This is a genomic window from Methanobacterium sp. (genome assembly GCA_012838205.1).
GTDB lineage: Archaea > Methanobacteriota > Methanobacteria > Methanobacteriales > Methanobacteriaceae > Methanobacterium.
In genome coordinates this window covers 1-14,418 of the sequence record DUPR01000033.1, presented here as the reverse complement: position 1 = coordinate 14,418, position 14,418 = coordinate 1, and the positions used below count along the sequence as shown (strand labels likewise).

General features: G+C 34.3%; 12 protein-coding genes. 9 read left to right on the top strand and 3 right to left on the bottom strand.

Annotation, left to right across the window (positions count from 1 at the left end):
- Positions 1 to 17: 17 nt before the first annotated feature.
- Positions 18 to 3,017, bottom strand: coding sequence for a PAS domain S-box protein (locus GXZ72_05010; protein ID HHT18900.1), 3,000 nt, complete (start codon positions 3,015 to 3,017; stop codon positions 18 to 20).
- A gap of 327 nt (positions 3,018 to 3,344) precedes the next feature.
- Here GXZ72_05010 and metG point away from each other — a divergent pair, with 327 nt between their 5' ends.
- The 4 genes from metG to GXZ72_04990 are packed head-to-tail and all read left to right on the top strand — an operon-like array spanning position 3,345 to position 8,392.
- Positions 3,345 to 5,372 carry a methionine--tRNA ligase gene (metG, locus tag GXZ72_05005; GenBank protein ID HHT18899.1) on the top strand — a complete coding sequence of 676 codons (2,028 nt, stop codon included), beginning with the start codon at positions 3,345 to 3,347 and terminating at the stop codon, positions 5,370 to 5,372.
- Positions 5,369 to 6,934 carry a DUF530 family protein gene (locus GXZ72_05000; GenBank protein HHT18898.1) on the top strand — a complete coding sequence of 522 codons (1,566 nt, stop codon included), beginning with the start codon at positions 5,369 to 5,371 and terminating at the stop codon, positions 6,932 to 6,934. The genes metG and GXZ72_05000 overlap by 4 nt, the downstream gene beginning before the upstream one ends.
- A 21-nt stretch (positions 6,935 to 6,955) precedes the next feature.
- Positions 6,956 to 7,414, top strand: coding sequence for a helix-turn-helix domain-containing protein (locus GXZ72_04995; protein ID HHT18897.1), 459 nt, complete (start codon positions 6,956 to 6,958; stop codon positions 7,412 to 7,414).
- A 6-nt stretch (positions 7,415 to 7,420) separates the two neighbouring features.
- Positions 7,421 to 8,392 (top strand): multidrug transporter, encoded by a 972-nt coding sequence (locus tag GXZ72_04990; GenBank protein ID HHT18896.1) that lies wholly within the window; start codon positions 7,421 to 7,423, stop codon positions 8,390 to 8,392.
- Between the two features lie 133 nt (positions 8,393 to 8,525).
- Here GXZ72_04990 and GXZ72_04985 read toward each other — a convergent pair whose 3' ends face one another.
- Together GXZ72_04985 and GXZ72_04980 are read right to left on the bottom strand one after the other, a co-directional pair.
- Positions 8,526 to 9,041: a hypothetical protein gene (locus GXZ72_04985; protein ID HHT18895.1), complete on the bottom strand. Its 516-nt coding sequence runs from the start codon at positions 9,039 to 9,041 to the stop codon at positions 8,526 to 8,528.
- An 84-nt stretch (positions 9,042 to 9,125) separates the two neighbouring features.
- Entirely contained in the window at positions 9,126 to 9,581 is a 456-nt protein-coding gene (locus tag GXZ72_04980) for a hypothetical protein (GenBank protein ID HHT18894.1), read from the bottom strand.
- Positions 9,582 to 9,641: 60 nt separating this feature from the next.
- On the opposite strand from GXZ72_04980, the gene GXZ72_04975 reads away from it, so the two are divergent.
- The 5 genes from GXZ72_04975 to GXZ72_04955 all read left to right on the top strand — a co-directional run bounded on the left by GXZ72_04975 (position 9,642) and on the right by GXZ72_04955 (position 14,349).
- A complete protein-coding gene (locus GXZ72_04975; protein HHT18893.1) occupies positions 9,642 to 10,208 on the top strand; it encodes an RNA-binding protein in 567 nt (188 codons plus the stop codon).
- 249 nt (positions 10,209 to 10,457) lie between these two features.
- Positions 10,458 to 10,952 carry a methyl CoM reductase subunit C gene (locus GXZ72_04970; protein ID HHT18892.1) on the top strand — a complete coding sequence of 165 codons (495 nt, stop codon included), beginning with the start codon at positions 10,458 to 10,460 and terminating at the stop codon, positions 10,950 to 10,952.
- 122 nt (positions 10,953 to 11,074) lie between these two features.
- Complete coding sequence (locus GXZ72_04965) at positions 11,075 to 11,344, top strand: TIGR00304 family protein (GenBank protein HHT18891.1); 270 nt, start codon at positions 11,075 to 11,077, stop codon at positions 11,342 to 11,344.
- Positions 11,345 to 11,442: 98 nt separating this feature from the next.
- Positions 11,443 to 13,086, top strand: a complete 1,644-nt coding sequence (locus GXZ72_04960; GenBank protein HHT18890.1) for a hypothetical protein — start codon at positions 11,443 to 11,445, stop codon at positions 13,084 to 13,086.
- Positions 13,087 to 13,230: 144 nt separating this feature from the next.
- Positions 13,231 to 14,349, top strand: coding sequence for a glycosyltransferase family 2 protein (locus GXZ72_04955; protein ID HHT18889.1), 1,119 nt, complete (start codon positions 13,231 to 13,233; stop codon positions 14,347 to 14,349).
- Positions 14,350 to 14,418 lie beyond the last annotated feature (69 nt).

The window sequence follows — 14,418 nt, the reverse complement described above, 5'->3', positions numbered from 1 at the left end:
ATTGTCCTAAAAAAAAATTAATCAAAATCTTCCTTGAATTTAATGGTGAAAGTGGTACCATTATCTACTTCCATAGTAATTTTTCCACCGATTTGGTTGGTTAAGGTGTTAACTACTTGTAAACCTAAAGATTCTGTGTTTTTATAATCTAATTCTTGAGGAAACCCTATTCCATTATCACTGACAACTAATTCGAATTGATCATCTTCTTTAGAAAAATCTACAATGATCATGCCAGACATATCTTTAGGAAAGGCATGTTTCATAGCGTTTGAAAGCAATTCATTGACTATTAAGCCCAGTGGGATTGCATTGTTAATATCCACCTTGAGATCATCCATATTTTCCATTTGAAGATCGAGTTTTACGCGATTTTTATCAGTCATATATGTGTTGTAAAGGATATCCGCCAGATTAGTGATGTAGTCACCAAAGTTAATGGTTTTAAAATCTTCAGACTTGTAAAGACGTTCATGGATTAGGGCCATAGATTTAGCTCTGCTCTGACTTTCCCTGAATAGACCTAATGCCTCTTTATCCTTAATATATCGTGATTGAAGGTTTAAAAGGCTGGATATGACCATTAGATTATTTTTGACTCGGTGATGAATCTCTTTAATCAGCAAATCTTTATCTTTAAGGGCTGTTATCAATGAGCTTTCAGCTCGTTTTCGCATTAAAGACTCAGAAATTGCTACAGATAATTTTTCCATAATTTCTTGGTCTTTTAAATTGTATCCATCTTCCTTATTAGCCAGACATATTGCACCAATAACCTTACCACCTTGCTCTAAAGGCACCCCTAAAAAGGAGGTTATGCGAGGATGACTTGGTGATGTTCTTACACTAGATTCATGATGGTGAGGATCATTGGTGAAAAATGATCTACCATCCCTAATCACTTTACCAAAAAGACCATGTTCTTTCGTACCATTGGGAAGAACCCCATTTTTCTTTTCAGTAATAAAATATTCACCCCAACCATGATCCGAACCGGATAAAGTGTTCAGACCTCCTTTAGAATTCAATTCAAGTATCCAACCAAATTTACTGTTGGTTATTTCTTTACAAACGTTGAGGGAACTTTTAGATACTTCGTGCTCATCTTCTGATATCAATGATTCTTCAAATATTTTATTAATTCCTTGCAGTGTTTGATTTTTTATTTTGATTTGCTCTTCTGTATTTTTACGTTTATTAATATTCCTAGTTACTAAAACAATGGATTTAAACGTGCCGTCCACGTCATAAATCGCGTTACAACTTGATTCAACCCAAAGATTAATTCCATCAGATCTTTTGATCCGGTACTCTATATTAACCGATTTTTTATTATCAGGAAGCTTACGAAGTATATCTAATACTTGGTCCACATCTTCAGGATGGATAAAATTTTCAATTCTCTTTTTAATAATTTCCCGGGGATTATATCCACTCAATTGTTTTAATGAAGGACTGACATAAGTTATGATGCAATCCGAATCGATCTGAAAAATAACATCTGTCATTTTCTCTGTTAATAGTCGAAGCTCCTCTTCTCTTTCTTTTGACTCGACTTGGAATAGTTTATATTCTGTAATATCTCTTGAAATGCCTAAAACAAAATTTGTTATGTCATCCTCCTTTATGGGAATCAGTGATGTGTTCAGCCATCGCTCACCAGAAGATAACACGTATTTATGTTCTTCAGAAAAAGGTTCACCTGACTTGAAAACATTTTTAACATTCGTTTTCATGTATTTAACCAATTCAGAAGGGAATGCCACTTCTAATCCTTTGCCAATGATCTCGTCAGGCTTCAAACCAACCATTTTAAGAGCTTGACTATTCAAATAGACATAATGCAGATTTTTATCAAATAAAAATATACTATCTGTTGATGCCTCAGTAAGAGTCCGATACTTATTCTCACTAGTTAATAAGGTTTGACCTATATTCCAATTAATAATCACTTGAGAAGTTGTGTTAGCTAAATCTTCCAGCAGGAATTCTGAATCGGAGTCTAAAACTTCTTTTCGAAATAGTCCCAGAACACCAATTGGTTTTCCATCTTCAGAGCCGAGTACAAAACCATAAAAGTAGTCCAAACCAAGATTTCGTACCCACTCATCATAATTAATTCGAGGATCATGAACTGCGCGGTTGATAACAAAGTTAAAATCATCACTTGCGGCTATTCTCCCAATTTTATAACTTCCCATTGGGATTCGTCTGTGATAACCATTTAGATCTGCATATCGTCCGGAACTGGCCACCAGATGAAAGCATGATGATCTGTTCTTACATTTGTGAGGTTCTTTAGTGATTTTAGCATAAATGCATCCCTCATCACACAGATCTGCATTTTTGAGTAGCCATATTCTGGCAATATCGGCATCAAACATTTCAACTACGTTATCAGTGATGAGTTTCAGTTTTTCTTCCAAAAACATTGATTTTAGTAGCTTTTCTTTTAAATTATTTAAATTTAGGGCCATTTTTTCTTTTTTTCTGAGTTTATTATTTAATTTCCGAAATTCCTCAGTTTGATTTTTTATTGCTTTTTCCGAATTATTCTGGAAGTTTTTATAAATATTTATATCCCTAATTATACTTAAAACCAGTTTTTGACCATTTAATTCAATTATTTTTGATTGGATTTCTACTGGTATTTGAGATCCATCTTTATGATAATGGCAAGTTTCATATTTGGCCTCACCAGTTTCCATTAATTCTTTCAAATATTGATCAATTGATTCAGAATATTCTGGAGCATCCAATTCATGGATGTTCATGTTCATTAACTCTTTTTTTGTAAAACCAAGCGTTTTATAAGCAGATTTATTTACGTAAAGGAAATTACCCTTAAAATCTATAACCCAAATAGAATCTGATGCAAAATCAAGAAGTGAGTTTTTTAGTTCCAAATCAAAAAGGGTGGACTTTTCAACATCCAACGCTCTATTTAGAGCAATATTTTTATTGTCTGACGAAATAGGCCTTTTTTCATTATTTTTATCAATATTATTATTTTTCAATTCAAACCCCTCACCACTCAAACTTATTAATGTAATACTAACAATTATATTCGGCCCCCTATATAAAATTTCCTTTTACCAACAATAATAATATGTGATTACAATATTCGGGAACAGAAAAATTACATAATTTTCATCCAATAAAAAAAATATATGATAAAATCTTATATAGAAATTAAATAAAAACAACTACTATTCTTTATCATTAACTTTGATGAGTTTAAAGCTAAGATACAAAAAATCTATTAAATATATTATATTCATTGATAAACAAGCTATAGAATTCCCATATTACGTTTCACAAGTTTTTTTAAGGAGGAATAGAGTTTGAATAAAAATTCAAGTTCAAGTAAAGTTTTCATTACATGTGCACTGCCATACGCCAATGGGCCATGCCACTTGGGCCATATGCGCTCCACATACATACCAGCAGATATTTACGCCAGATACAACCGTATGAAAGGCAAAGATGTGTTATTCGTATGTGCTACTGATGAACATGGAACACCCATCGCTGTTCAAGCAGAAAAAGAAGGAACATCACCATTTCAGATAGCCAGTAGAAATTATGAATTAATAAAAAAGGACTTAGAGTCTTGTGACATTTCATTTAACAATTTCTCCCGAACATCAGACCCCCTACACTATGAAATATCACAAAATTTCTTTTTGAAGCTCTATGAAAAAGATTACATTTACCCAAAGACCATTGAACAACTTTACTGCCCTGAATGCGACAGATTTCTCCCTGATCGCTATGTGGAGGGTATTTGCCCCCAGTGTAATGCTGAAGGTGCTAGGGGAGACCATTGTGAAACTTGTGGCCGGCACTTAGAACCTGTTCAACTGGTGGAACCTTCCTGCCTCATATGTCAGTCACAACCAGAAGTCAGAAAGTCAAATCAGTACTACTTCCGTTTAACTCACTTCCAAGACCAACTCAAAGCAGTTATAGAAAACAACCATGAACTCCCATCCAATGTTAGAAACTATGCATTACAATGGATCAACGAAGGACTGAAGGATTGGATACTCACCAGGGACATGGATTGGGGCATCCCTGTTCCACTGGACGATGCTGAAGGTAAAATAATATATGTTTGGGGGGAAGCTTTCTTAGGATACATCTCCTCAGCAGTGCAATGGGCTCGCCAAAAAAACACCAAATGGAAACCTTACTGGGATGACCGAGCCGTTCACTTTATTGGTAAAGATATCATTTACCATCATAGCATATTTTGGCAAGCATTTTTGCTAGCATATGGATGTAAACTACCATATAACATAATTGCCGGAGAATATTTATCCTTAGAAGGCCATAAGATGTCTACCAGTAAAAATTGGGTTATTTGGGTTGCTGATTTTGTAGAAAAATTTAACCCAGATATTTTGCGGTATTATTTAGTGGCTAACGCCCCCCTAACACGGGATACCGACTTTTCATGGGATGATTTCCAGCGCAGAGTCAATGATGAACTGGCAGATGTAGTCGGGAACTTCATGCACCGTACATTCTCCTTCACCCACCGATTTTTCAATGGAAAAATACCAAAGCCTGGTTCTCTGAATGAATATGATCAAAAAGTAGAAAAACAAATCAAAAAAACACCAGAAATAGTTGGTCAACATATCGAAAATTTCAATTTCCGAGAAGGTCTCAAGGAAATAGTAAAGTTAGCCAAAACTGGGAACAAATATTTCAATGATCAAGAGCCATGGAAAGCTGTTAAATCAGATCCACAACGAGCTGGAACTTGTATTTATCTATGTAATCAATTGGCAAAAGTCATCAGCATTATTATTACTCCTTACCTCCCTAATAGTGCAACTGAAATGAGAAAAATCTTCCAGTTAAATGATGATGAAGATGACAACAAAGGAACTGTTCCCATGTTTAACTGGGATGAATCGGCAGTGTTTATTGAAGTAGGAACCCCGATTGCTAAAGCAAAACCATTATTTGAAAAAATTGAAGATAAAACCATTCAAAAAGAAAAAGATCTGTTGTATAAGAATTTAGAGGAAAGTGAACCTATGGAAAACCTTATCAGTATTGAAGATTTCGCTAAACTTGACTTGAAAATTGGTAAAATCATTGGCGCAGAAAAAGTGAAAGGATCAGATAAATTACTTAAACTAATCGTTGATGTGAAAGATAAAAAATTGCAAATTGTGGCAGGCCTAGCCACCGAATACTCTCCAGATGAAATTCTCAATCAGAAGGTCATTGTCCTGGCAAATCTTAAACCAGCGAAACTCTTCGGCATTAAATCGGAGGGAATGGTACTGGCAGCTGAGGATAGTCTTTGCCTCCTAACCGCCCCTGATGCAGATATTGGTGAAGGAATAAGATGAATGAATCGGTGCTAATTGGGAGATCAGAACGTTTTCTGGAACAAATAAAGAGAAAAGAAATCTCAATCAATGATGTTCAATATCCAGAGAACTTTCTTGAAATATACAGTTATTTTAAAACTAATTTGGATTCTCTACATGAAATGAGGGAAAATATGGAGATTAAGGGGTACACTGCCCCTTATCGTTCCATAAAGACATATGGACGCCCTCTTTCGGGGGAAATGAAAGCAGAAGACATGTATGACATTAGTAGGCACACTAAATATTTCAGGATGAATGCAGCTGCTAAAAAAAACATTTTAGATCGGGTAAAATCTGCGATTAGTTCTCATAAAATTGCAATCGGACATTTAGAGGAGTTTGCAACCATAGAATGTGATTCTTGTCATCGTGTATATCGAGGTCATGAACTCTCCACCCTCACCAAAAAAGTATGTGAATGTGGAAAAGATAGTTTCATGTTGCACCAAAATGAGGAAGGAGTTTATAGACTGGATATAATCCCCTTTTTACCCCTTTCTGGAGATTATATGGTTAAATTATCTCAGCTCAGCCCCAGAAGTAGGGAAGCTTTTCGGAGTATGGTTCGTATCTTAAAACAGGAGAAAAGGGGAATAGTCAAAACATTGTCGTTAGTTGTTAAAATAATGGAAGATGGTCATTGGGTGCGTAAAAGGGTTACTATTGATGCCGATGATGAAGTAAATTATGATAAAGAAATACGTAAGCAGTATGGTTCCAATGCGCGTATTGAAATGATTCAGTTCCATCGCAAAAAGCCATCAATTATTAATGACAAACAAGTGCAAACTGCACTTTCTCTGGGCTATGTTAAATATGCGGAAAATCAGATTCATCAATTTTTACCAGATTTACTCCAAAAAAAGTTACAAGACAAGAGGAAAGTTGATGATTACCAAGAAGCTCTTGAGCTTGCTCAAAAAAAAGCAAGTATGTTTGAAACTGAAGATGAACTTGAAACCTTTAAAAATGATTTTTTAAAAAAAGAACTCCATGAAAAGGGATTGACAGATGCCAATGGAGTTCTGGATGAAACTGTCCTGCAGGATCTAAATGACAAAGAAACCTTTGAAAAAACGATTTTTCAAGAAATTCCGCGTATATACATACTTTGGGACCTTTTACATTATTATTTAACCACTTCATATGATAGGAGAAGCAAATATTCTGGACCTTTTCCTTATCTTAGACCAAATTTAGATTCAAATCAACTTAAAGCTTTTGATGACTTTAAGCCAGATATTGTAGAGATTATGGATGTTTATCTCGGAGAAAAGATAGAATATATATCGAACATGGGACAGGTATTGTTAAATAAATTTTCAGTGGAAAAAAGAATGAAAGGCCTCCACATGCAAATGGGTGTGGCATTAGGGGCTGCAATACTCTCAATAGAAGGGAATTTGCCTGTTGAGAGAACAGCCGAACTTTTTTCCATAGAACTCAATGAAGTGGAAAAAGAGAAAAAAAATCTTCTAACCCTCCAGAAACCAGTATCCACCAAAGCAAAAAAGTTTATGGAACTGGTTAAAAAATAGTCATCAATGGGGTAGTTTTTCTTGAAAGAAGAAATTTATGTTAATAAACCTTTGTCATTGTCTAGGATTCTGGAAATTCTGGATAAATACCCTAATTTGAAGAAAATAAGTTGTCCTCCCAGTTTATATTCGCGGATTTCTCCAAAATATCTTCAAGCCCTTGATGAATTAAATGTTAAAGTTGAACCAGTGAAAAAGAAAGGGCGTCCTAAAAAGTATCATGACAAAGAATCAGACACAGTGGAATTTCTCTTAAAATCAGGTTATACTCCTCAGGAAATTGCTGAAAAACTCCAATTACCCCTTAAAACCGTTTACTATCTTAAAGATTCTCCATTAAAACCGGGTAGGAAAATAAAATATGACCATCAACAAGTTCAAAAGGTCAAACATCTCTACAAAAATGGTGTTTCTGCAAAAGAAATTGCTAACAATCTCAAAATTCCCCTTAGAACTGTATATTTTTTATTGAAACGGTGACAAAATATGGATCCTAATCTCATTTTAATATATCAAAAAATCCTCTTAACATCAGGTATCTGTGGATTGGTAGCTTTCTTTGTCACTTTTTTGAGCATGCCTCGTCTTATTAAGAAACTGAAAGCTGCCGAAATCGTTGGAAAAGATATTCATAAACCATCAAAGCCACTTATAGCAGAAATGGGCGGTATTGGAATCTTATTCGGTTTTATTATCGGAATATTTCTGGGAATGTATTTTTATCCTAATCTTCAGTTCCAGCTAATCATCACCTTACTGGTTATACTCCTGGTGGGTATGGTGGGTATGGTTGATGATCTGGTGATGCTTTCATCTAAAGAAAAATTGATCCTCCTATGGCTAGCTGGTTTGCCCCTCATCTGGATTGCACCCCCTAATGTTGGAATAATATACATGTTATCAATGCCCATAGCTGTATCCATTGCTGCTAATCTTACTAATATGTTAGCCGGATTGAATGGTATTGAATCTGGGTTGGGTGCAATAGCCATGACCTCCCTTAGTATTGCTTGTGTTATCATGGGCAAATACGATGTGGCTGTGATAAGTATGTGCATGTTAGGTGCTCTTCTTGCTTTCTTATACTACAATCGTCATCCTTCTAATGTTTTTCCTGGGGATGTGGGAACCTTAATAATTGGTGCAACAATTGTGATGGTGGCATTTATTGGTAGAGTTAAAATTATTGCATTAATCGTCTTAATTCCCAATATTGTTGACATGATACTGAAATTTTATAGTGCAGGTGTAATGGAAAGACAAAAACACCAACCTACCCAGGTTAGTGAGGATGGAAAATTAATGGCTCCTGAAACAGGTTTTAACTCGCTTATTCGGTGGATCCTTAAAAAACCCATGTCAGAAAAAAATGTGGTTATCATAGTATGGTTGATTGGAATATTTTTTGGTGCTATTGGTATTTTCATGGCTTATATACTAAAATCCAGCATGTTTTAAGTGAAAATAATGATTTAAACCAAATGATTAAAGCAATGATTCATTCGATAGTTGATCTAATTTTTTGTCATATACATATAACAAGAATGGTGGTGTACAAAATATTCCACTATTAAAACCAATAATTGAAAGATCATTCCCAGCGCACGTCTGTTGTGGTGAACACATAATTATTGGAAAAAGCAGGGTTAAAAAAAGTGTTTGTAAGATTCTCAGTATGGAATGTTTCACATATTTTTTTACGGGCATAAAAATTAATTCGGTCACCCATACAATTTCTATCAGATTTATCAGTGCAATGTGGTGATGAGGCGTGAATTCTCAATTGAATCTTTGTTTTTCGATATTTTTGGCTGAAACCTTGGTTAATATAATCAATTTTTAAAATTTTAACACTGGCAGGATTAAGAAGTCTAACATGGCCCATATTATATTCATTAAAGGCGTCCATAGGGTATATTGCAAGACCATCCGAAATAGAACCATCTAATGCGCCGGTACGAGAAGCTGTCATGGCTTGATTTAACTCATTAGAGTCTGCAAAGCTAATTACTAACGAAATTGTAATGATTAAACTAAAACCAACCACCATCATAAATTCAAAAGGAATCTGTGCTCGAATATCATCAATAATTTGAATTTTTATCATTACATTCCCTTCTTACTATTTTTACAGATAAATCTACCACATCTTTCCAAATATCAATCAAATTAGGAAATTCCAATAACAACATCAACCCTCAGATATGGTCACGGCGTGGGAATTATTATTAACCTTCATATTTCGAATTATGTAACTTTTTTTAGGAAACATGAAAACCGAGGTTTGATTGGTAGTATAACTGGTGATTCTTTTCCTGTAAGAAAAGGAATGACCACGTCTTCCCCCCACCATTACCAAAACGCCTGATTGATTCACTTTAACCAGATAATTAGATCCTTTCACACTGGAAGGCATTTTTATCCTTATTTCATGACCTTCCCCATTAGAATACACTACTTCAATGATATGTGCCACTTTTTCAGAAATTAAACGAGCTTCGGCTAATTGTTCAGTTTTTTCAGTTGTCATTAATCTTCCTTCTGCGATACTGATAATACTGCTGGTTATAATCAACAAAAATAGCATGGATACAAGGAAATCCAAATTAAGACTGGCCAACTGATCATCGATAATAGGATCATTCATATATATAATAACGTATTACTATTATTAATACTTAATTAAACAATATTAGGAGGTATTTAAATGGTTTTAAATAAAACTTTGGAAAATGCAACAGACAATTTAGAAATCGATGCGAATAGTTTTGACCTTATGGTCACGTTTAAGGAAGGTATAGGCGGATATTATCCGGAAATAGAAGGAATGAACGAGTTAGAATTAGCATTAAAAAATATAAAATCATATTATATCAAAGAAACTGAATTTTATGATGTTGTAACTTTAGATATGACTATTGAAGATGCATACAAACTAATCCGTGAATTAAATAAATCACCGTCAGAGTTCATACGAAAAGCAGTTCTTATAGATGCAATTGTTCCATCAACAATGAACCAAATTATTGATACTGCAATTGAAGTCGCATCAATAAAAGTGAGCAAAAAAGAAACATTTTCAGTAAAATGTGAACTAAGAAGCAAACATCTTGAGTCTCTTGGTGAATTGATAAATGAAATCCCAAGTGGAGTATGCAAGAAGTTAAATCTGGAATATGTTAACAAAGATCCGGATTGGATCATCCTCATTGAGGAGTTGGGAATGAAAACAGCAATAGCCATCCAACACCCAGATGAAATCTTTATAAATTAATAAAATTCCAAAAATCTTCTTTTTCTTCTTTTTTTAGCTACTAAATTATTCTAAATGCTTTTATTTATTAACGTATAGGTATTGAAAATGAGATTAAAATGTTTTTCTCCAATTATTTACTTAAAAATATTTCTAATATTATAAATCAATATAGTATAACAAGAAAATGATAATACAAGGAAATTTTATCTACAACTTAAAGGAATCAATTAATCATATTTGTATGTAAAATTATGGTGAGTGTTTTGTATGTACAAAATTTTGCTGTTTAGTGGTGGATTGTATAAATACGATCTCCTGGTTGAACACGTTGATGATGTAGGAGGATTGATTATTCAAAAAGACAGCCTACAAATCTCCCGTAACACTTCATTTCTCAGAGAAGAAATTAAAGTGCTGCTCATCATTCCTTCCAATGAGATTTCCAGTGTTAGATCCCTGGCTAAAGAAATAAAAGGTGAGATAGAGGAATTGGAACTTGAAGAACCAATTCGTGAAAAACTCCTTAAATCTCTAAAAATATATGATATCCTAAGCAAATCAAACTCATGGCTTAATAAAGAATCCATTGAAAACAGGATAGACGAAGAAGAAGAATTAACCAGCAATATAAATGCTAAAAAAAAGGATGATATCCCCAAAGTTGAAGAATGCCTGGAATTAATGTCAACACTTGAAATTGTGCAAAGGCGCCAGAAGAATAATGAATTTGAATATTGTATTGTATTGGAAGAAAAAAAATAGCATACTCCAAAAAAAACTATTCAATTAAAAAAAAAAACAAATTTTTAGGATTTACTTAATACATTCAAAGAATTAACTAATGAATCTACATGTATAAACCATGAATTTGTAAGGAGAATAAGATGATCAAGGGAGAAACCCTGGTTTTTATTGGAATAGCTGTGGTAATTACTGGTATGTTACTTACGTTTATAGGAACTGCCATATTATCATCAGGAAAGAACAATAACCAAGAAAGTAATAACAGCAAAGTTAGTACGGGTGGAGTGATATTGATTGGGCCAATCCCCATCATCTTTGGAAATGATAAGAGTATGATCGCCGTGACTATATTGGGAGCTATAATTTTAATGGTTATAGCCTACTTCTTATTTTATAGAGGAGGTCCTTAAAAATAACCTCTTAAAATGCGTTTGGAGAATAATGATCTACAAATCTTACATAATACTTTTCAACGAATTCAACTAAAGATAATGCGAAATGATCAACCATGAATTTTGAATTTAATATAAGAAAACTTAAGAAAAAATACATTATTGCATTACCGGCTTTAGCAGCACTCTGCATAGCACTCATCCCAACTATGAAATATTACTGGCCTATGGGATGGGATATAATATATCATGTGCAGTACGCTCAGGTTTACACTCAGTATGGATTCACTCTTAGTGATCCTCAACTGAATGCTCCTTATGGGAGGAAGATGGCGTATCTACCCCTTTTCCATCTCATAATAGCGGGTATTGGAAGTTCACTCAACGTGGACTATTTCCAAGTAGCCAGATTCATGCAACCATTGTTAGCAGTTTCAATAGTTTTATCAGTTTCTTACGTTGCAAGCAAATTTTATGGGGAACTGGCGGGGTTGGGGGCAGGGTTTTTGATCTTGTCCAGTTTTCTGGCAGGTAGGATTATTTTGCCCCTCCCAGAAAATTTAGCACTGATTTTCATTCCACTCTCAGTATTCCTTTACTATCGATCTTTAAAAAATGAGAACTTGAAAAACGCATTTTTTGGAGGTATTCTGTTTATAATAGTGATTTTAACCCATCAAGGAGCCACATTATGCCTCCTATTAACAATTGTGGCTATAACAATTTTGGAACTTTTGGTATATCGAAATATTGGGGTTTTAAAGAATTTCACAATATTCTTCTTGGCATTAATATTAACCATAATACTAGGCATAGTTTATCTCCAAATTACCAATCCAGCCCTATTGCATAACTTTGTAGGTCATGGTATAACTAGTGTTACTGGAATGAGCACCTCCCTCCCTATAAATCGGCCTCTGGGACTATTTAGTTATCTGGGAAATTTAGGCATTTTAGTATTGATTTTTTCTCTTATCGGAGGCATGTCAATTCTTAAGAAAATTCAAAAAAAGAATATCAAAAGAAAAGACTTGATAATACTGGTATGGATAGTTACCATGATCCTTCTAAGCAATGCTTATTTGTTCGGGATAAATGTTATTTCATACCGGGTGCTCATATATCTCCTGATCCCCCTTTCAATACTAGGAGGACATGGCCTAAGCATGGTTTATCAAAGAATAAAAAATGATAACAAATTATCATCAAAAAATGTGCACACTATACTGTTAGTGGCTTTTTTATGCCTGTCATTAGTTAGTGGCATTTTAACTGTCAAAAACCCAAAAATTGGAGTTTATGGCGTTAAAAACCAAGCAGGATATGTTCAAATCGCCCCCCCTTCTAATGCTGAGGTTGAACTAGCTAATTGGTTTGAAAACAATGCTGACAGCAGCCGTTATGTTGTTATTTCCAACAGGTTTACTGGCATGTTCCTGGCAGCCGAAACAAACATGTCTTTCCGTGAAGGCTTCCAGTATTTTTCCACCAATAAAAACGTTGTTATAGAAGAAAAATCAGTGAAAAGCAGTACATTTGCAAATTTTAAGAAAGCAAATGTTGGTTATGTGGTTTATGATAAAAGATTGGTAATATCTCCTGAAGAAAACATTCTAGCTCTGCGCTTAATAGATACTGAATTTTTCCCACTGCACTACTTCACTCAAGACATCCATTCCAACATTAATCGTATAAAACCTGAATTTTCAAGAGTAGTCTACGAAAATCAAGATTTTATTGTATGCGAAATTAAGTGGTAATCCATTTTGGTAGTATGGAAACATTATTAAGGGTAAATAAGTTATATTCAATAAATAATATATTTGATTAAGTAATATTTAAGCCAGTGACCTATTAATGAACTAAGTAAAATAAGATTTAAGTTTATACAAAATGTGATTATAATGAAAGTTTCTGTGGTTATTCCTGCTCTTAATGAAGAAGGAATTGTTGGAAAAACTGTTAAATTAGTGCCTAAAGAAAAATTAAAAGATGCAGGATTTGAAACCGAAATAATAGTGGTTGACAACGCATCTGAAGATAATACTGCTAATGAAGCAAAAGCAGCAGGTGCAAAAGTTGTTTATGAAGGAAACAGGGGATATGGGAATGCATATCTTAAAGGATTTAGTGAAGCATCTGGTGATATTATTGTAATGGGAGATGCCGATGGAACCTATCCCTTCGATGAAATGACTGAATTCATCCAACCCATTGTAACCGAAAATGCAGATTTTGTCATGGGCTCAAGATTAAAGGGTGACATTCGAAAAGGAGCCATGCCCGCATTACATAAGTACATTGGTAATCCTTTCCTGACTTGGGTGTTGAATGCTTTATTTTCTACAGGAATATCTGACGCTCACTGTGGTATGAGGGCCATGACGAAAGAAACATGGAATAAATTAAACCTCCACACTTCTGGAATGGAATTTGCTTCTGAAATGGTTATAGAAGCATCAAGGTTGGATATAAAAATCGTGGAAGTACCCATAACTTATTATCCTCGTGAGGGCGAATCAAAACTTAGCTCGTTCTCTGATGGTTGGAGACACCTCCGTTTCATGATGCTTTACAGGCCAAGTCCTTTTCTCCTAATACCCGGCGTCATTGCATTCGTATTAGGTATTAGTTTAACTACAATTGTCTGGTTGATGGGACAGTCACGAATGCATTCCCTGATCTTGGGTGGTTTGATGCTTTTGGTTGGATACCAGTTGCTACTATCCTGGATATACTTCTCAGCATTCGGAGCCACCTATGGATTTTCCAGTAAATCAAACATTATAAATAAAATCATGAACTATCACTCTTTAGAAAAAGAACTTATTCTAGGAGTTTTTTTCCTGGTAATAGGAATAATACTTGGTTTAAATGTTTTAAACAGTTGGAGTACAGTTGGATTTGGAGCGTTGTTTGAAATTCAGAATGCCATCTTAGCTATGATCTTATCGATTTTAGGTATTCAAACCATTTTTTCAGGAATGTTCTTGAGTCTGTTGTTACTGGAAAAATCAAAATAAGAAGCCAAATTAAGGTTTTATTTTTATCAAATTTTTGTTTTGATATAAGTCCTTAAATTAAGCCCACAT

What these genes read in the sequence shown, in the direction of transcription:
- GXZ72_05000 (HHT18898.1), top strand. Translation starts at nt 5,369, where the DNA reads ATGAATGAATCGGTGCTAATTGGGAGATCAGAACGTTTTCTGGAACAA.
- GXZ72_04990 (HHT18896.1), top strand. Translation starts at nt 7,421, where the DNA reads ATGGATCCTAATCTCATTTTAATATATCAAAAAATCCTCTTAACATCA.
- GXZ72_04985 (HHT18895.1), bottom strand. Translation starts at nt 9,041, where the DNA reads ATGATAAAAATTCAAATTATTGATGATATTCGAGCACAGATTCCTTTT.
- GXZ72_04980 (HHT18894.1), bottom strand. Translation starts at nt 9,581, where the DNA reads ATGAATGATCCTATTATCGATGATCAGTTGGCCAGTCTTAATTTGGAT.
- GXZ72_04975 (HHT18893.1), top strand. Translation starts at nt 9,642, where the DNA reads ATGGTTTTAAATAAAACTTTGGAAAATGCAACAGACAATTTAGAAATC.
- GXZ72_04970 (HHT18892.1), top strand. Translation starts at nt 10,458, where the DNA reads ATGTACAAAATTTTGCTGTTTAGTGGTGGATTGTATAAATACGATCTC.
- GXZ72_04965 (HHT18891.1), top strand. Translation starts at nt 11,075, where the DNA reads ATGATCAAGGGAGAAACCCTGGTTTTTATTGGAATAGCTGTGGTAATT.
- GXZ72_04960 (HHT18890.1), top strand. Translation starts at nt 11,443, where the DNA reads ATGAATTTTGAATTTAATATAAGAAAACTTAAGAAAAAATACATTATT.
- GXZ72_04955 (HHT18889.1), top strand. Translation starts at nt 13,231, where the DNA reads ATGAAAGTTTCTGTGGTTATTCCTGCTCTTAATGAAGAAGGAATTGTT.